The sequence below is a fragment of the Streptomyces sp. R302 genome (assembly GCF_012927245.1).
Taxonomy (GTDB): domain Bacteria; phylum Actinomycetota; class Actinomycetes; order Streptomycetales; family Streptomycetaceae; genus Streptomyces.
In genome coordinates this window covers 172611-191599 of sequence record NZ_JABBGE010000002.1, presented here as the reverse complement: position 1 = coordinate 191599, position 18989 = coordinate 172611, and the positions used below count along the sequence as shown (strand labels likewise).

The 18989-nt window shown below is 74.0% G+C and carries 9 protein-coding genes and 1 pseudogene; 6 read left to right on the top strand and 4 right to left on the bottom strand.

Features of this window, described 5'->3' with window-relative positions:
* Window positions 1–133 precede the first annotated feature (133 nt).
* The 4 genes and pseudogenes from HHL19_RS38055 to HHL19_RS06780 all read left to right on the top strand — a co-directional run.
* The gene (locus tag HHL19_RS38055; protein WP_169086652.1) at window positions 134–961 is read left to right on the top strand and encodes an AraC family transcriptional regulator; all 828 of its coding nucleotides are present in this window, start codon (window positions 134–136) and stop codon (window positions 959–961) included.
* Between the two features lie 120 nt (window positions 962–1081).
* Window positions 1082–4120 carry an ABC transporter substrate-binding protein gene (locus HHL19_RS06790; RefSeq protein WP_169086650.1) on the top strand — a complete coding sequence of 1013 codons (3039 nt, stop codon included), beginning with the start codon at window positions 1082–1084 and terminating at the stop codon, window positions 4118–4120.
* 174 nt (window positions 4121–4294) lie between these two features.
* The gene (gene glgP, locus HHL19_RS06785; protein ID WP_169086648.1) at window positions 4295–6847 is read left to right on the top strand and encodes an alpha-glucan family phosphorylase; all 2553 of its coding nucleotides are present in this window, start codon (window positions 4295–4297) and stop codon (window positions 6845–6847) included.
* Between the two features lie 39 nt (window positions 6848–6886).
* Window positions 6887–7049, top strand: a pseudogene (locus HHL19_RS06780) (response regulator); the annotation flags it as partial.
* A 686-nt stretch (window positions 7050–7735) separates the two neighbouring features.
* Here HHL19_RS06780 and HHL19_RS06775 read toward each other — a convergent pair.
* From HHL19_RS06775 to glgX, 4 genes are all read right to left on the bottom strand, one after another.
* Window positions 7736–9769, bottom strand: a complete 2034-nt coding sequence (locus tag HHL19_RS06775; RefSeq protein ID WP_169086646.1) for a M4 family metallopeptidase — start codon at window positions 9767–9769, stop codon at window positions 7736–7738.
* 394 nt (window positions 9770–10163) lie between these two features.
* Window positions 10164–12026 (bottom strand): ABC transporter ATP-binding protein, encoded by a 1863-nt coding sequence (locus HHL19_RS06770; RefSeq protein ID WP_169086644.1) that lies wholly within the window; start codon window positions 12024–12026, stop codon window positions 10164–10166.
* A complete protein-coding gene (locus HHL19_RS06765) occupies window positions 12023–13864 on the bottom strand; it encodes an ABC transporter ATP-binding protein (RefSeq protein ID WP_169086642.1) in 1842 nt (613 codons plus the stop codon). Before HHL19_RS06765 ends, HHL19_RS06770 begins: the two co-directional genes overlap by 4 nt.
* A gap of 72 nt (window positions 13865–13936) precedes the next feature.
* Window positions 13937–16141, bottom strand: coding sequence for a glycogen debranching protein GlgX (gene glgX / locus HHL19_RS06760; RefSeq protein WP_169086640.1), 2205 nt, complete (start codon window positions 16139–16141; stop codon window positions 13937–13939).
* Window positions 16142–16328: 187 nt separating this feature from the next.
* Here glgX and HHL19_RS06755 point away from each other — a divergent pair, with 187 nt between their 5' ends.
* Both HHL19_RS06755 and HHL19_RS06750 read left to right on the top strand, forming a co-directional pair.
* The gene (locus HHL19_RS06755) at window positions 16329–17546 is read left to right on the top strand and encodes an Ig-like domain-containing protein (protein ID WP_169086638.1); all 1218 of its coding nucleotides are present in this window, start codon (window positions 16329–16331) and stop codon (window positions 17544–17546) included.
* Between the two features lie 173 nt (window positions 17547–17719).
* Window positions 17720–18964 (top strand): Ig-like domain-containing protein, encoded by a 1245-nt coding sequence (locus tag HHL19_RS06750; protein ID WP_346768474.1) that lies wholly within the window; start codon window positions 17720–17722, stop codon window positions 18962–18964.
* Window positions 18965–18989 lie beyond the last annotated feature (25 nt).

The following is an 18989-nucleotide window of genomic DNA, read 5'->3' as shown; positions in this document are numbered from 1 at the left end:
TACTAGGGCGTAGGGGGTGCGGCAAGGCGCGAGTCGGCCGAAACCCGCCGGGTGCCGTGCGGCGGACCGTGAACCCGCGCCGGATCTCGTTACGCTGACGGTCCGTCGTCACCGGAGAAGACGGGAGACGCGCATGGACACGGAACCGGCCCGGGCCGTCCTCCACCACGTACTGACCGGACGCTGCCGGCTCGCCCTGCCCGGCTCGGGCCCCCTCGACCTCGCCCCCGGCGACCTGGCCCTCCTGCCGACCGGCGCCCGCCACCGGCTCACCGCCGGCCCCGGCGCCCCCGGCGCCCCGCCCTCCGGCAACCCGCCCTCCGGCACGGCGCCTCCCGGCACGGCGCCCGCGGAGGTGCGGATCGTCGGCGGGGCGGAGGAGGGCGCCCGGGTGCTCACCGTGCGGGCCCGCTACGACCCCCGGGGCCCGTCGCCCCTCATCGCCGCGCTGCCCCGCGCGCTCCGGCTCGACCGGGGGCGCGTCGAGGGCGCGCCACTGCTGCGCGAGACCCTCCTGGCGCTCGCCGCGCCCGGCCGGCGCACGGGCCCCGGCGACCGGCTGCTCGCCCTGCGCGTCCTGGAGACCGCCCTCGTCCTCGCCGCCCCGCCGCGCCCGCCGGACGGCCCGTACCCCCACCCCGGCATCGCCCGCGGCGTCGCCGCCATCGAACACCGCTACGCCGAGCCGTGGACGGTGGTGACCCTCGCCCGCGAGGCCGGGATGTCCCGCTCCGCCTTCACCGCCGCCTTCCGCGAGGCCGTCGGCACCTCCCCGGCCCGCCATCTGACGGCCCGGCGGATACGGGAGGCGGCCCGGCTGCTCGCCGGGACCGGGCTCCCCCAGTCGGCCGTCCCCGCCCGCGTCGGCTACCGCAGCCGCGTCGGCTTCCACCTCGCCTTCCGCACCGCGTACGGCATGACCCCGGGCGAGTACCGGGCGGCCGCACCCCGCAGGGCGTGAACCCCCGGCCCCCGCCGGGACCGGCGGCCCATCTGATGTAATCGTCCCCGGCGTCCAGGGGATGCGGCGCCGGGAACGGGGGCGGACTTGCAAGCGCTGGACGGGTCGGATCCGCGACAGGTGGGGCGGTACCGGATCCTCGCGCGCCTCGGGGCGGGCGGGATGGGGCGCGTCTACCTGGGGCGGTCCACCAGCGGCCGGATGGTCGCCGTCAAGGTGGTGCGCGCCGAACTCGCGGAAGACCCCGATTTCCAGCGCCGGTTCGTCCGCGAGGTGGAGGCCGCCCGGCGGGTCACCGGCTTCTTCACCGCCGCCGTGGTCGACGCCGACCCGATGGGCTCGCCGCCCTGGCTCGCCACTGCCTACGTCCCCGGTCTGCCCCTGGAGGCGGCGGTGCGCACCCACGGGGCGTGGCCCCGGCGCTCGCTGCTCTACCTGGGGGCGGGCCTGGTCGAGGCCCTGGAGGCCATCCACGGCACGGGGCTGATCCACCGTGACCTGAAGCCGTCGAACGTGCTGATCGCCGCCGACGGCCCCCGGGTGATCGATTTCGGCATCTCCATCATCGGCGAGTCGAGCGTCCTGACGCAGGCGGGGATGGTGATCGGCACCCCCGGCTTCATGTCGCCCGAGCAGATCGCGGGAACCGCCGTCGGCCCGGCCGCCGACGTGTTCTCGCTGGGCGCGGTGCTGGCCTTCGCGGCCACCGGGGCCGGGCCCTTCGGGACCGGCTCCGCGCACTCGGTGAACTTCCGCGCCGTCTACGGGGAACCCGACCTGCGCCTCCTGCCGCCGGGGACGGACCTGATCGGCCGGTGCCTGGAGAAGGACCCCGCCCGACGGCCCACCGTGCCGGAGCTGCTGGCCGAGTTCGCGGGGCTGCTCGGCGAGGAGAGCGGCCACACCCACGGGGGAGGGCCGGCGAAGGAGACCCACTGGCTGCCGGAGGCGGTGGCGACCGCCCTCGGCGAAGCGAGCGGCGCCGTCGGGCAGACGGCCGACCCCGGCCCCGGCCCGGCCACGCCTCCCACGCCGGCCGCGCCTCCTGCCCCGGCCGCGCCTCCCGCGCCCGATCCCCGCGTCCCCCTGGTGAAGAGCCCCGCGGGGCCGCCCGCGACCCCGGGTACCCCGCCGCCCGCGATGCCCGCCACGCCGCCGCCCGCCGTACCGGGTACGCCGCCGGGTGCGCCGCCGCCCCCCGCCGGCCTTCCGGTCCCCGGCAACCCGTACGCCGTCACGGCTCCCGTCCCGTATCCGCCCGGTCCCGGCGTGGGCGGCCCGGCCCGCGCGTCCGGCCGCTTCCGGGGCCGCAGGCTCGTGGCGATCGCCCTCGGCGCCGTCCTGGTGGCGGGAGGCGGCACCACCGCCGTGATCCTCACGCAGAAGGACGACCCGTCCAAGACGAAGGAGCAGGCGCAGGGCCAAGGCGAGGACCGGGGAAAGAACGAGGGGAAGGACGACGGGAAGGGCGACGGGAAGGACGGCGGGACGGACGAGGGGTCCTCCGGGTCCCGCGGGGGCTTCAACGGCGCGGTCGGCAAGGTGGTCAACGCCTCCGACAAGAAGGGCGGCACCCTCCGCCTGGTGAGCGGGTCCGACGCGGATTCCTGGGATCCGGCCCGCTCCTACTTCGGATGGGTCTGGAACGTCCAGCGGCTCTACGCCCGCACGCTGATGACCTACGCCGGCGAACCGGGCGAGAAGGGCCTCACCGTGGTCCCGGACCTGGCCGCCGCGCAGCCCGAGGTGTCCTCCGACGGCCGGACGTACACGTTCAAGCTGCGGCCCGGACTGAAGTACGAGGACGGTTCGCCGATCACCGCCGCGGACGTCAAGTACGGCATCGAGCGCGCCTTCGCCCCGGAGATCGCCGGCGGACCCACGTACCTCGTCGACGTCCTGGACCGGAAGCAGAACTACCGGGGCCCGTACAAGGACACGGGGAAGGCGGGCCTGCGGTCCGTCGAGGCCCCGGACGACCTCACGCTCGTCTTCCGGCTCGCCGAGCCCGACTCCCGGTTCCCCTACCTGCTCACCATGGGCGCGACGGCCCCCGTGCCGCGGAAGCACGACACCGCGGACCGGTACGGGACCAGGCCGATGGCCTCCGGCCCGTACCGCTTCTCCTCGTACCAGCCGGGCCGGTCGCTGGTCCTCGTCCGCAACGAGGAGTGGGACCCCGCCACCGACCCGCTCCGCAAGGCCCTGCCGGACCGCGTCGAGCTGAGCATCGTGTCCGGTCAGGAGAAGGTCGACGAGCAGATGCTGGCGGGCACCGCCGACCTGGACGCCTCCCACATCGGCCTGTCGCAGGCGACCGCCGCCAGGCTGCTGCAGGACCCGAAGCTGAAGGCCGGCGTGGACAACCCGTACAACGGGTACCTCCGGATGGCCGCGATGATCTCCGACACCGCCCCGTTCGACAACGTCGACTGCCGCAAGGCGGTGGTGTACGCGGCCGGCACCGAGGCGCTGCGGAACGCGCGCGGCGGGGCGGCGTTCGCCTCGCTGCAGGGCAACATGCTGCCCCCGACGGCCCGGGGCGCCGACTCCTACGACCCCTTCGGCCTGACCGGGGGCGAGCCCCGGCGGGAGAAGGCGAGGGCGGCGCTGCGGGCGTGCGGCAAGCCCGGCGGATTCACCACGAAGGCCGCCGTGAACAGCGGCAACCCCAAGGACGTCCAGGCGGCCGCCGTCCTGCAGACCGACCTGAAGGCCGTCGGCATCACCCTGGAGATCGAGCGGTACGACAACTTCTCGGCCTACTACGCCGCCCTGGGCTCCCCCGAGATCCTGAAGAAGAAGGGGATCGGCATGCTCATGCTGGGCTGGGGCGCCGACTTCCCCACCGGCGCGGGCTTCCTCCAGCCCCTGGCCGACAGCGACCTGATCAGGACCGAGGGCAACAGCAACTACGCCCGGGTGAAGGACGCCCGGATCGACGAGCTGTTCGACCGCGCGTCGGCCGAGACCGACGAGGCCGAGGCGACCCGGCTCTACCAGGAGGCCAACCACCGGCTCACCGACGGGGCCTACTACCTGCCCTTCACCGCCGAGAAGAACGTCAACTACCGCAACCCGCGGCTCACCAACGTCTACGTCCACGAGGCGTTCAACCTGACCGACGTCCAGGCCCTGGGCATCGGCGGGACCCCCTGACGCGCCCGGGGGCCGCGACGCACGCGCCCCCCGGCGCCCCGCGCGTGCCCCCGGAGGCCGGGGGCGCACCGTGGCCGGAGCGGGGGCTGCGGGCCTAGGCTCGGGGGCGGCACGCCGGGCGCACAGCGTGGTGCATCCGCTCCGTAGCGTCACCGGCCTGCGAAGGTGGGACACGTGAAGGCAATCCGTCGATTCACCGTGCGTCCTGTCCTCCCCGACACCCTTCGACCCCTCGCTGCCCTGGCGCGCAACCTGCGCTGGTCGTGGCACGAGCCGACCCGCGCCCTCTTCGACTCGCTGGCCCCCGAGGGGCTCGCGGGCGCCGATCCCGTCCGCGTGCTCGGCGCCCTGGAGGCGCCCCGGCTCGCCGCGCTCGCCGCCGACCGGGACTTCCTCGGCAGACTCGCCACCGCCGCCGAGGACCTCGACGGCTATCTGCGGCGGCCCCGCTGGTACCAGGAGCGGAGCGCCGGCGACGGGCCCGCCGCCCTCGCCTACTTCTCGCCCGAGTTCGGCGTCGCCGCCGCCCTGCCCCAGTACTCCGGCGGGCTCGGCATCCTCGCCGGCGACCACCTCAAGTCCGCCAGCGACCTCGGCGTGCCGCTGATCGGCGTCGGGCTGCTCTACCGCCACGGCTACTTCCGGCAGTCCCTCGGCCGGGACGGCTGGCAGCAGGAGCAGTACCCCGTCCTCGACCCCGGCGAGCTGCCCGTCACCCTGCTCCGGGAGGCCGACGGCGGCCCCGCCGGGATCGCGCTCGCCCTGCCCGGCGGGCGGAGCCTGCACGCCCAGATCTGGGTCGCGCAGGTCGGCCGCGTACCGCTCCTCATGCTCGACTCCGACGTCGAGGAGAACGCCCCCGGCGAGCGGTCCGTCACGGACCGGCTCTACGGCGGCGGCAGCGAGCACCGGCTCCTCCAGGAGATGCTGCTCGGCATCGGCGGCGTCCGCGCCGTGCGCACGTACACCCGGCTCACCGGCCACCCCGAGCCCGAGGTCTTCCACACCAACGAGGGCCACGCCGGCTTCCTCGGACTCGAACGGATCCGTGAACTCCAGGGCGAGGGCCTCGACTTCGACACCGCCCTGGAGGCCGTGCGGGCCGGTACCGTCTTCACCACCCACACCCCCGTCCCGGCCGGCATCGACCGCTTCGACCGGGAGCTCGTCGCCCGCCACCTCGGCGACGACGGCGCCCTCCCCGGCCTCGACACCGGCCGGATCCTCGCCCTCGGCGACGAGACCCCGCTCGGCGGCGAGCCCGGCGTCTTCAACATGGCCGCCATGGGCCTGCGCCTCGCCCAGCGCGCCAACGGCGTCTCCACCCTCCACGGCGCCGTCAGCCGCGAGATGTTCGCCGGACTCTGGCCCGGCTTCGACGCCGACGAGGTGCCGATCACCTCCATCACCAACGGCGTCCACGCCCCCACCTGGACCGCCCCCGAGGCCACCCGCCTCGGCCCCGACGCGACCGACCGCGAGCTGTGGGAGCTGCGCCGCACCCTGCGCGCCCGGCTCGTCGCCGACGTCCGCGACCGGCTCCGCGCCTCCTGGCGGCAGCGCGGCGCGGCCGCCGCCGAACTCGGCTGGACCGACACCGTCCTCGACCCCGAGGTCCTCACCATCGGCTTCGCCCGCCGGGTCCCCTCGTACAAGCGGCTCACCCTGATGCTCCGCGACAAGGACCGGCTGCGCGCCCTGCTGCTCCACCCCGAGCGGCCGGTGCAGCTCGTCGTCGCCGGCAAGGCCCACCCGGCCGACGACGGCGGCAAGAAGCTCGTGCAGGAGCTCGTCCGCTTCGCCGACGACCCGCGCGTGCGGCACCGGATCGTCTTCCTGCCCGACTACGGCATGGAGATGGCCCGCGGCCTCTACCCCGGCTGCGACGTCTGGCTCAACAACCCGCTGCGCCCGCTGGAGGCCTGCGGCACCAGCGGCATGAAGGCCGCCCTCAACGGCTGCCTCAACCTCTCCGTCCTCGACGGCTGGTGGGACGAGTGGTACGAGCCCGAGTTCGGCTGGGCCATCCCCACCGCCGACGGCGCCGCCGCGGCCGACGAGGAGCGCCGCGACGACCTGGAGGCCGCCGCCCTCTACGAGCTGGTCGAGCGCCGGGTCGCCCCCCGCTTCTACGACCGGGGCGCGGACGGCGTCCCCGCCGCCTGGACCGCCATGGTCCGCCGCACCCTCACCGACCTCGGCCCCAAGGTCCTCGCCGACCGGATGGTCCGCGAGTACGTCGAGCGCCTCTACGTCCCCGCCGCCGCGGCCCGCCGGGCGCTCACCCCGGACCGGGCGCGGGAGCTCGCCGCCTGGAAGGCCCGGGTCCGTGCGGCCTGGCCGGGCGTCTCGGTGGACCACGTCGAGATCGGCGACGACCTCGCCGAGGCCGGGGCGGAGCTGGGCGCCACACCGTGCGTCCGGGTGCGGGTCGCGCTCGGCGGCCTGACCCCCGACGACGTCGAGGTGCAGGCGGTGACCGGCCGCGTCGACGCCGACGACACCCTCACCGGCACCCGCACGGTCGCCCTCAAGCCCGCCGGCGGCCCGGACCTGGAAGGCCGTCAGCCCTACGCGGGCACCCTGGAACTGGACCGCACCGGCCCCTTCGGCTGCACCGTCCGCGTCCTGCCCGCCCACCCGCTCCTCGCCCACCCCGCCGAACCCGGCCTGATCGCACTGCCCGAGGACCAGGGGAGCGGGGGCGCGGGGGTGCTCCTGAGGTAGCCGCCGACGGCCCCGGGGCGGGTGCCTGGGCTGGACGGCATGATCAGGGTGCTGCTGGCCGACGACGAGACGATGATCCGCGCCGGGGTGCGGGCCATCCAGTCGCCGAGGCGGGCGACGGACACGAGGCGGTGAGCTCGCCCGGCTCCACCGGCCCGACGTCGCCCTCCTCGACATCCGGATGCCCCGGCTCGACGGCCTCGCCACCGCCGACGCACTCCGCCGCACCCTGGCGAGGGGGCGCCGACGGCACCGGCGGACGAGACGGTCGGCGAACTGGTGGACCGGGCCAGGGCCTCGGGGCTCGACGTGACGCTGCGCGGTGACGGTCCGGTGCCGGAGCTGCCGGGCATGGCACGCCCCGGGCGCCGCCGTCACCGTGGAACTGCGGGAGACCGCGTCGAGGGTGACGGTACGGGTGGGGAGCGGGCAGGGCGAGGGGACCGGGGAGCCCGCCTCCGGGGGCTCCGGGCTCGTCGGCCTCGACGAGCGGGTGCGGCTCGCGGGCGGCACCCTGACCCACGGCCCGGTGCGCGGCGGCGGCTTCGCGCTGACGGCGGTGCTGCCCCGGCGGGCTCCGGCCGCGGTGCCGGCCGCGCCGACCTCGGCCCGGGAGCCGGACCGGGCCCGCCACCGGGTGCGGAAGGACCTGGTGCGGGCGATCTGGATCCCGCCGGCGCTGCTCGCCGCGCTCGCGGTGCTGACTGCTGGTCGGCCAGGCGCACGCGGACGAGTGCCGGTACTACCGGTCGACGGTCTTCGCGGAGGTGCCGGTCCACCGGCTGTGCTTCACCGGCGGGCGGCTGAGCTCGCGGGACGAGCCGGGGTGAACGGGCGGACGCCCGGAGGGATGGGATCCCTCCGGGCGTCCGGTGTCTTCTGCCGGCCTTACGGGAAGGTCAGCTTGAAGCTGTTGATGTAGCCGGTGTCGATCCTGGCCTTGTCCTGGACGCGGAGCTTCCAGGTGCCGTTGGCCACCTCGGACGAGGCGTTGACGGTGTAGGTCTGGCTGATGTCGTTCGCGCTGCCGCCGGAGCGGTTGTGCAGGTTGTAGACCGAGCCGTCGGGGGCGATGAGGTCCACGACCAGGTCACCGATGTAGGTGTGGACGATGTCCACGCCGACGGAGAGGTTGCTGGGCGCGTTGCCGGTGACGCCGGTGACGTTGACCGAGGAGGTCACCGCGGCGCCGGGGGAGTCCGGGATGGAGACGTCGGCGGTGTTCTCGAAGACCTTGCCGTCGGGCGGGGTGGTGCCGCCGGGACGGGTGCCGACGTTGACGGCGGCCCAGGCGTGCTGGACGGCCAGGGACTCGGGGCTGTCGACGCCGTAGAGCTCGTTGGCGGCCGCGACCGTGCCGGTGCGGGCGCCCGCGTAGTTGGTGGACGAGGTCCACTTGGTGGTGAGGGCCTTGAACCAGATCATCCGGGCCTTTTCGATCCCGATGCCGGTGACCGGCAGGCCGTCGGAGGTCGGCGAGTCGTAGGTCACGCCGTTGACGGTCTTGACGCCGCTGCCCTCGGAGAGCAGGTAGAAGAAGTGGTTCGCCGGGCCCGAGGAGTAGTGGACGTCGATGTTGCCGATGCCCGAGTACCACGAGTCCTTGGACGAGCCGTCCTTGCTGGGCTTGTCCATGTAGCGGAGCGGGGTGCCGTTGCCGCGGATGTCGATCTTCTCGCCGACGAGGTAGTCGCCCTTGTCGTTGGCGTTGTTGGCGTAGAACTCGACGGCCGCCGCGAAGATGTCGGAGGTCGCCTCGTTGAGGCCGCCGGACTCGCCGCTGTAGACGAGCCTGGCCGTGACCGAGGTCAGGCCGTGGGTCATCTCGTGGGCGGCCACGTCGATGGACGTGAGCGGCTTGGCGTTGTTCGAGCCGTCGCCGTACGTCATGCAGAAGCAGGAGTCCTGCCAGAAGGCGTTGACGTAGGCGTTGCCGTAGTGGACCCGGGAGTACGCGCCGACGCCGTCACCGCGGATGCCGGAGCGGCCGTGCACGTTCTTGTAGTAGTCCCAGGTGAGCGCGGCGCCGTAGTGCGCGTCGGCGCCGGCCGTCTCCAGGTTGGACGGCTGCCCGTTGCCCCAGACGTCGGTGCTGTTGCTGAACAGCGTGCCGGTGCCGGAGGTGCCGCGGTTGAGGTTGTACGTCTTGTGGTTGCCGCGGCCGGTGTCGGTCAGCGTGTACGAGGGCGCGGTGCCGAGCGTGACCTGGCCGCTGTACATGGTGTTGCCGGTGCCGGTGTGCACGGCCTGCCACTCGTACAGCTTGGCGCCGGACTTGGCGTCGGTGACGACGTGCAGCTCGTTCGGCGTGCCGTCGTGCTGGAGGCCGCCGACGACGGTCTCGTACGCGAGGACCGGGGCGCCGCTCTGGCCCATCCAGACGACCTTGCGCGGGGCGCGCTCGCTCTTGGTGGCCTTCGAGCCCTCGGCGGCGGCCAGGCCGACGGCCTGCTTCTCCGCGGCGGCGGGCGCGACGGTGGCCGCCAGGTCGACGTTCTTCAGCTCCGCGCGGGAGGACTTGGCGACGCCGGTGGTGGCGCCGGCCTTGGACTCGGCCACGATCAGGTCGCCGCCGAGGACCGGGAGGCCCGCGTAGGTGCGCTCGTAGCGCGTGTGGGTCGTGCCGTCGCGGTCCTGGACCACGTCGCGGACGACGAGCTTCTCCTGGCTGCCGAGGCCCAGCTCCTTGGCCGTCTCGGCCTTGTCGGCGTCGGCGGCCTTGATCAGCGCGGTGCGCTGGGCGGGGGAGAGGTCGGCGGGGAGCTTGCCCGGGTTGACCTTCCCGAGGGCCGACGCCGGGGCGGCGGCCGTGCCGACGTTGTCGGCGGAGGCGCTGCCGGCCTGGACACCGACGGCGATCATGGCGGCGGCGGCGACGAGCGCGCCGGTCGCGGTGGCACGACGGCTGGGCGTGGATCTCACGCGGACTCCTTTTGCGAGGGGGGTACCGGTCCGCTGGGTAGGCGGGCCGGGTGGTGCAAGCAGAGCGGTGACACACGAACGGGTGATGTGACGAACGTGGTTGCGAGGAACCGTGGAGAGAGTGGCAGCTACCGCCGGTATCTGTCAGGACCGCGTCAACAACTTGGCCGGAAGTCGTCCGCTGCGCGTACGGTCGTGTTCGTTAACCGGACGTTTCATCGATCATGAATGCCCGGCCATCTATCGTTCTCCGTGCAGGAATCCCTTCACGGGTCCCCATCCGGACCCGCCGGCTCCGGCGCCCGTCCCGCCCCTCGGACGCCGGCCCCTCTTTGCCGAAGCGATGGCCGAAACCCAGCGGCCCGAATCCCGTCTTCCGCTCCTCGCCCGGGCGTCAGCCCGCCAGCGAGTCCCGCCACGCCCGGTGGAGGCCCGCGTAGCGGCCCTCGCCGCCGACCAGTTCGGCCGGGGCGCCGTCCTCCACGACGCGGCCCGCCTCCATCACCAGGACCCGGTCCGCGACCTCGACCGTGGAGAGGCGGTGGGCGATGACCACCGCCGTGCGGCCCGCCAGGACCGTGTCCATCGCGTGCTGCACCGCCCGCTCGCCCGGCACGTCGAGCGAGCTCGTCGCCTCGTCCAGGATGAGCACCGCCGGATCCGCCAGGAGCGCCCGCGCGAAGGCCACCAACTGGCGCTGACCGGCCGAGATCCGGCCACCCCGCTTCCGTACGTCGGTGTCGTAGCCGTCCGGCAGGCCGGCGATGAACTCGTGCGCGCCGATCGCCTTCGCCGCCCGCTCGATCTCCTCCCGGGTCGCGTCGGGGCGGCCGATCGCGATGTTCTCCGCGACCGTACCGGAGAAGAGGAACGCCTCCTGCGTCACCATCACCACCCCGCGCCGCAGTTCGGGCGTGGCGAGATCCCGCAGGTCCACGCCGTCGAGCAGCACCCGGCCCTCCGTCGGGTCGTAGAAGCGGGCCAGCAGCTTCGCGAGCGTCGACTTGCCCGCGCCGGTCGCGCCGACCACCGCCACCGTCTGCCCGGCCGGGATCCGCAGCGAGAAGCGGGGCAGCACCTCGCCGCCCGTCCGGTACGCGAACCGCACCCCGTCGAAGACGACCTCCCGGCCCGGCGCCGCCCCCGCCCGCTCCGGCAGCTCCCGCGGAGCCGTCGTCTCCGGCACGCCCGGCTCCTGCGCGAGCAGCCCCGCGATCTTGGTGAGCGAAGCGGCCGCCGACTCGTACGAGTTGAGGAACATCCCGAGCCGGTCGATCGGGTCGTAGAGCCGCCGCACGTACAGCACCGCCGCCGCCAGCACACCGAGCTCCAGCGACCCTTCCGCGACCCGGTAGGCGCCCCACAGGCACATTCCGGCCACCGCCGTGTTCGCCACCAGGCGCGAGCCCACCACATAGCGGGCCATCTCCAGGAGCGCGTCCCCGTTGCTCCGCTCGTGCCGGTGGTTGAGCCCCGCGAACTCCGCGTCGTTCGCCCGCTCCCGGCGGAAGGCCCGCACCGGGCGGATCCCGTTCATCGTCTCCGCGAACTTCACGATCACCCCGGCGATCGCCGTCGACCGCTCCGCGTACACCGCGCCCGCCCGCCGCCGGTACAGCCGCACCAGCAGGTACAGCGGCCCGAAGGAGGCCACCGCCACCGCCCCGATCCCCAGGTCGAGCCAGAGCAGCACCAGCGTGATCGACACGAACGACAGCACCACCCCGATCAGCTCCTGCAGCCCCTCCGACAACAGCTCCCGCAGCGACTCCACGTCCGTCGTCGACCGCGAGATCAGCCGCCCCGAGGTGTACCGCTCGTGGAAGTCCACGCTCAGCACCTGCGCGTGCCGGAAGATCCGCCCCCGCAGGTCCAGCAGCACGTCCTGGTTGATCCGCGCCGCGCCCCGCACGAAGCCGTACTGCAGCGCCCCCGCGCCCCCCGCGCACAGCAGGTAGCCGACCGCCACCGCGACCAGCGGCCCGTGGTCCCCGGCCCGGAAGGCCGGCACGCCCCGGTCGATCGCGTACGCCACGAGCAGCGGGCCCGCCTGGACCGCCGCCTCCTTCCCGAGCAGCACCAGCGCCGCCACCGCCACCCGGAACCGGTGCCCGGCGAGCAGCGAGCGCAGCAGCGCCCCGGTCGCCCCGCGCGGCGCCGGCAGATCGTCCCGGTCGAACGGATCGCCCGAGCCCGGACCGGACCCGCCGGCCCGCTCCTCCTCGCCCTCCGGCCGCGCGAGCGTGGTCTCCGTCATCGTTCCCCGTCCCCCTCGCCCGCCATCAGCCAGGCGTACTCGCCGCTGCTCCGCAGCAGTTCCTGATGGGTGCCGACCGCCGCGATCCGCCCGCCCGAGAGCAGCGCCACCCGGTCGGCCAGCATCACCGTCGACGGCCGGTGCGCCACGACCAGCGCCGTCGTCTCCTTCAGCACCTCGCGCAGGGCCGCCTCCACCCGCGCCTCCGTGTGCACGTCGAGCGCCGACAGCGGATCGTCCAGCACCAGGAAACGCGGCCGGCCGACCACCGCCCGGGCCAGCGCGAGCCGCTGCCGCTGCCCGCCCGAGAGACTCAGCCCCTGCTCGCCGACCTGCGTCCCCGCGCCCTCCGGCAGCCGGTCCACGAACTCCTCCGCCTGCGCGACGCCCAGGGCGCGCCGCAGCTCCGGGCCGCCCGCGTCCTCGCCGGCGCCCATCAGCACGTTCTCCCCGACGCTCGCCGAGAACAGCGTCGGCTCCTCGAAGGCCACCGACACCAGCGACCGCAGCCGCTCCCGGTCCATCAGGGCGATGTCCTCGCCGTCGAGCCGGATCCGCCCGCCGGTGGACTCGTGCAGCCGCGGTACGAGCGCGGTGAGCGTGGTCTTGCCGGAACCCGTGGCGCCGACCAGGGCCAGCGTCTCCCCGGGCCGGATGTGCAGGTCGACGCCGTCCAGGACCGGCGGCGCGTCCTCCGGGGCGTCCGGGTACCGGAACGACACCCCCTCGAAGCGCACCCCGTCCGCGCCCTCCCCGCTCTCCCCGCTCTCCCCGCCGAGCCCACCGGACCCACCGGACCCGCCGGGGCCGCCGCCCGCCACGGCCGTCTCCGGCTCCACCTCCGCGTCCATCACCTCGAAGTACCGCTCGGTGGCCGTCGCCGCCTCCTGGCTCATCGCGAGGAGGAAGCCGATCGACTCCACCGGCCAGCGCAGCGCCAGCGCCGTCGACAGGAACGCGACGAGCGTGCCCGCCGACAGGTCCCCGTCCGCGACCCGGACCGTGCCGAGGATCAGCGTCGCCCCGATCGCCAGCTCCGGCAGGATCGTGATGAACGCCCAGATCAGCGCGAGCAGCCGGGCCTTGGCCAGTTCGGTGGAGCGCAGCAGCCGGGCCAGCCGGCGGAACGACTCCGCCTGACTGCGGTGCCGGCCGAAACCCTTGACGATCCGGATGCCGAGGACGCTCTCCTCGACGACCGTGGTCAGATCGCCGACCTGGTCCTGGGCGCGGCGCGCGACGACCGCGTACCGGCTCTCGAAGAACGAGCAGAGGACCACCACCGGCACCACCGGCGTCAGCAGCACCAGGCCGAGCGACCGGTCCTGGGCGAGCAGCAGGGCGCAACCGGCCAGCAGGGTCACCCCGTTGACCACCAGGAAGGTCAGCGGGAAGGCCAGGAACATCCGGACCAGCATCAGGTCCGTCGTCCCGCGCGAGAGCAGCTGCCCGGACGCCCACCGGTCGTGGAAGGCGATCGGCAGCCGCTGGAGCCTGCCGTACAGGTCCTCCCGCATCCGCGCCTCCACCGAGGACAGCGGCCGGGCCACCAGCCACCGCCGCAGCCCGAAGAGACCGGCCTCGGCGATCCCGAGCAGCAGCAGGTACAGCGCCCCCAGCCACACCCCGCCCGGGTCCCGGTCCGCGACCGGCCCGTCCACCAGCCACTTCAGGACCAGCGGGATGACGAGCGACAGGCAGGAGGCGACGATCGCGACGGCGGCGGCACCGAAGAACCGCCCGCGCACGGGCCGGACGTACGGCCAGAGCCGCAGCAGCACCCGCACCGCCGAACGGTCGGCGGGGCGGTCCTCGGGGGTGGCAGGTTTCTCGGACATCAGCCCCGACCCTACGAGCCCCCGCTGACACGTCTCACCCGAATTTCGGCCACGACTCCGCGGGCGGCGGCCTCACCCCGCCACCCGCAGCAGCACCACCGACCGCGCCCCCACCGTGAGCACCGCCCCGCCCGGGTGGAGCGTGCCCGGGGGTGCGGTCTGGTCGTCGAGGGCCGTGTCGAGGACGCGTTCGTAGGTCTGGGCCCAGGGCGGGCCCGGGAGGCGGAAGTCCAGGGGGCGGGGGCCCGCGTGGAGGACGGCGAGGAAGCTGTCGTCGAGGACCTGCTCGCCCCGCTCGTCGCGGCCCGGTATGTCGCGGCCCGACAGGTAGAGGGCGAGCGTGGCCGAGGGCGCGTACCAGTCGCGCTCGGTCATCTCCGTGCCGTCGGGGCCGAACCACGCGAGGTCCCGCAGCCCGTCGGCGCCCTGAGGCCGGCCGGAGAAGAAGGCGCGGCGGCGCAGCACCGGGTGGCGGTGGCGGAGGGCGAGGAGCCGCCTCGTCAGGGCGAGGAGCTGGGCGCGGCCGGGGTCGTCGGGCAGCGACCAGTCGAGCCAGCCGGTCTCGTTGTCCTGGCAGTACGCGTTGTTGTTGCCGCCCTGGGTGCGGCCCATCTCGTCGCCCGCGACGAGCATCGGCACCCCGGTGGAGAGCAGCAGGGTGGTGAGCAGGTTGCGGAGCTGGCGGAGGCGGAGCCCCTGGATCCGCGGGTCGTCGGTCTCGCCCTCCGTGCCGCAGTTCCAGGAGCGGTTGTCGTGGGTGCCGTCGCGGTTGCCCTCGCCGTTGGCCTCGTTGTGCTTGCGCTCGTACGTGACGAGGTCGCGGAGCGTGAAGCCGTCGTGGGCGGTGACGAAGTTGACGGAGGCGTAGGGGCGGCGGCCGCCCCAGGCGTACAGGTCGCTGGAGCCGGAGAGCCGGTAGCCGAGGTCCCTGACGTCGGGCAGCGCGCCGCGCCAGAAGTCCCGTACGGCGTCCCGGTAGCGGTCGTTCCACTCGGTCCACAGGGGAGGGAAGGCGCCGACCTGGTAGCCGCCGTTGCCGACGTCCCAGGGTTCGGCGATGAGTTTGACGCGGCGGAGCACCGGGTCCTGGGCGATGACGGCGAGGAAGGGGGAGAGCATGTCGACGTCGTGCATCGAGCGGGCGAGCGCGGCCGCCAGGTCGAAGCGGAAGCCGTCGACGCCCATCTCGGTGACCCAGTACCGGAGGGAGTCGGTGATGAGGCGCAGCACCTGCGGCTGGACGACGTGGAGGGTGTTGCCGCAGCCGGTGTAGTCGGCGTACCGGCGGGCGTCGGACTGGAGCCGGTAGTAGCCGCGGTTGTCGATGCCCTTCAGGGAGAGGGTGGGGCCCAGCTCGCCGGCCTCGGCCGTGTGGTTGTACACGACGTCGAGGATCACCTCGATGCCGGCGGCGTGCAGCGCCCGCACCATCCGCTTGAACTCGCCGACCTGCTGCCCGGTGGTGCCGGACGAGGAGTAGCCGGCGTGCGGGGCGAAGTAGCCGATCGAGTTGTAGCCCCAGTAGTTGGTGAGGCCGCGCCGCAGCAGGTGGTCCTCGTGGGCGAACTGGTGGACCGGCAGCAGCTCGACGGCCGTGACCCCGAGGCGTACGAGGTGGTCGATCGCGGCCGGGTGGGCGAGCCCCGCGTAGGTGCCGCGCAGGCGCTCGGGGATGCCGGGGTGCCGGGCGGTGAAGCCCTTGACGTGCAGCTCGTAGATGACGGAGTCCTGCCAGGGCGTCTTGGGCCTGCGGTCGTCGGACCAGTCGTCGTCGTCCCGTACGACGACGCCCTTGGGCACGTGCGGGGCGGAGTCCCGCTCGTCGCGGACGGTGTCGGCGACGTGCTGCTGCGGCCAGTCCCTGACGTGTCCGTACACCTCCGGGGGCAGCGCCGCGAAGTCGCCGTCGACGGCCCGCGCGTACGGGTCGAGGAGCAGCTTCGCCGGGTTCCAGCGGGCGCCGGTCCAGGGGTCCCAGCGGCCGTGCACCCGGTAGCCGTACCGCTGTCCGGGGCCGACGCCCGGCACGAAGCCGTGCCAGATCTCGTGGGTCAGCTCGGTGAGCGGCAGCCGGGTCTCGGTGCCGTCGGCCGCGAAGAGGCAGAGCTCCACGGCCTCCGCGCCGCCCGCCCAGAGCGCGAAGTTGGTGCCCCGGGTCCCGTCCGGGCCGGTCCGGCAGCGGGCTCCGAGCGGGGTGGGAGTCCCCGGCCACACCGGGGGCGCGGTCCGTCCCGGGGCGTGCTCCGGTACCGCCTGCTGTTCGGCTGCGCTCGACACCGCCCTGGCCTCCCGCGGCTCCGGCGGGGCCCGCGTGACGGGGCGGGGGCGTCCCGGCCCCGGCCCCGCGCGTCCTCCCGCACCTCGTGTACTCCCGGTCGTCCTCCCTGTTCTGCCCGCCCGGCCGTCCGCCCAACATGGCCCGTCCGGACGTTTCCCCTGGAGGGGGGTCGTCGTTGGGCCACGCGTGACACGTGTATGGGAACGGGCCGGGCAACTCCTCGCGGTGGCGGGGCTCCTCGTGGGCCTCGCCGGCTGCACCGGATCGGACGGGGGGAAGGGCCTCGGCCTGGACCTCCCGGGCAAGGCGCGGGCCCCCGGCGACGTGATCCGGGTCAGCCCGGAGGACGGCAGCCGGGCGGTCCCCGCGGACGGTCCCCTGGAGGTACGGGTGGACAGCGGGCGGCTCGAACGGGTGAGCGTGACCCAGGTGGCGGACGGCCGCCGGGCCGCCGTGCCCGGGTCGATCGCGGCCGACGGGCTGCGCTGGCGGCCCGCCGACGGCACCCGGCTCGCGCTCGCCGCGAAGTACAGCGTGGACGCGGTGGCGCTCGACGCCCACGGGCGCCGCTCGGCCCGGCACACCACCTTCACCACGGTGGTGCCGGAGAGCCGTTTCATCGGCTACTTCACTCCGGAGAACCGTTCCACGGTCGGCGCCGGCATGATCGTTTCCTTCGGCTTCAACCGGCCGGTCGAGAACCGGGCCGAGGTGGAGCGGGCCATCCGGGTCACCGCGGACCCGCCGGTGGAGGTCGTGGGCCACTGGTTCGGCAAGGAGCGGCTCGACTTCCGCCCGGCGGAGTACTGGGCGGCCGGCACGAAGGTGACGGTCGAGCTCGGCCTCCGGGACGTCGAGGGTGCCCCCGGCGTGTACGGCATCCAGCGCAAGACGGTCGGCTTCACGGTCGGCCGCTCCCAGGTCTCCCTGGTCGACGCCGCCGCCCACACCATGGAGGTCCGGCGGGACGGGCGGCTGCTCGCCACCCTGCCGATCACCGCGGGCGCGCCGAAGACCACCACGTACAACGGGAAGATGGTGGTGACCGAGCTGTACGACGTGACGCGGATGAACGGCGCCACGGTCGGCTTCGGCGGCGAGTACGACATCAAGGACGTGCCGCACGCGATGCGGCTCACCGAGTCGGGCACCTTCATCCACGGCAACTACTGGGCCGACGAGTCCACCTTCGGCTCGGCCAACGTCAGCCACGGCTGCGTGGGGCTGCGGGACGTGAAGGGCGGCGGCGCCGAGACCCCGGCGGGCTGGTTCTTCGACCGGAGCCTGGTCGGGGACGTCGTCGAGGTGGTCAACTCCAAGGACCGGAAGGTCGCTCCGGACAACGGCCTGGGCGGCTGGAACATGGACTGGGAGGGCTGGAAGCAGGGCTCCGCGCTCCGCTGACCCGGGGCCCCTGCGGCGCCGGCCCCCCGCCCCGTCCCAACTGGGACTGAACGGTGACATTCACGTGGAACTTTCGTGTCTTCCGGTGTGATTATCTAGCGCCGTGCGCGGGACGTGCGTACAGGGGGTGGGGCCCGGCCGGCGGCCGGGTCGTGCGAGGGGAGAAGACCATAGTGAACGGGCAGCCGATATCGGGGACGCCGGCGCGGCGGCGGGGCGTCCGGCTCGGGGCCCTGGCCGCGGGCGCGTTGATGGTGGTCCTCACCGCCTGCGGCGGCGAGGAGCCGTCCAGGACGGCGGACGGGACCGGGGCCAAGGGCACGGGCCAGGGGACCGTGGCCCCCGACAACGCCGCCTCGCAGGCGGTCGTCACCGTCCTGCCGAAGGACGGCGCCGACGCGGTCGCCACCAGCGGGGCCCTCAAGGTCACCGCCGAGCAGGGCAAGCTGACCACCGTGACCGTCGCCGACTCCGAGGGCGACGCGGTCGAGGGCAAGATCTCGGCGGACGGCGCGAGCTGGGAGCCGCTGGCCCACCTGTCGGCCGGGACCCAGTACAAGGTCCACGCGATCGCGAAGGACGCCGAGGGCCGGGAGTCCGCGAAGGACACCACCTTCACCACGCTGACCCCGAAGAACACCTTCATCGGCCACTACACGCCGGAGGCCGGCACGACCGTCGGCGTCGGCATGCCGGTCTCCATCAACTTCACCCGGGGCATCACCGACCCGGAGGCCGTGGAGAAGGCCATCAAGGTGACGGCCGAGCCGGCCGTCGAGATCGAGGGCCACTGGTTCGGCAACGACCGCCTCGACTTCCGCCCCGAGCAGTACTGGAAGGCGGGCACGAAGGTCACCGTCGAGCTGAACCTGGACGGCGTCGAGGGCCGCCCCGGCGTCTACGGCAAGCAGAAGAAGACGTACTCCTTCACCATCGGCCGCCGCCAGGTCTCCACGGTCGACGCCAGCGCCAAGACGATGAAGGTCGAGCGCGACGGGAAGATCATCAAGACCCTCCCGATCACCGCGGGCGCCCCGTCCACGACCACGTACAACGGCGAGATGGTCATCAGCGAGAAGTACAAGGTGACCCGCATGAACGGGGCCACCGTCGGCTTCGGCGGCGAGTACGACATCAAGGACGTGCCGCACGCCATGCGCCTGTCCACCTCCGGCACCTTCGTGCACGGCAACTACTGGGCCCCGAAGTCCACCTTCGGCTCCCAGAACGTCAGCCACGGCTGCGTCGGCCTCTCCGACACCCGGGGCGCGGGTGACAGCTCCACTCCGGCCGCCTGGTTCTTCGACCGTTCGATCATCGGTGACGTCGTCATCGTGAAGAACTCCAAGGACAAGCAGATCAAGCCGGAGAACGGCCTGAACGGCTGGAACATGCCGTGGTCGGAGTGGACCGCGTAGGACCCGCTCCCGCGACGGGGCCCGG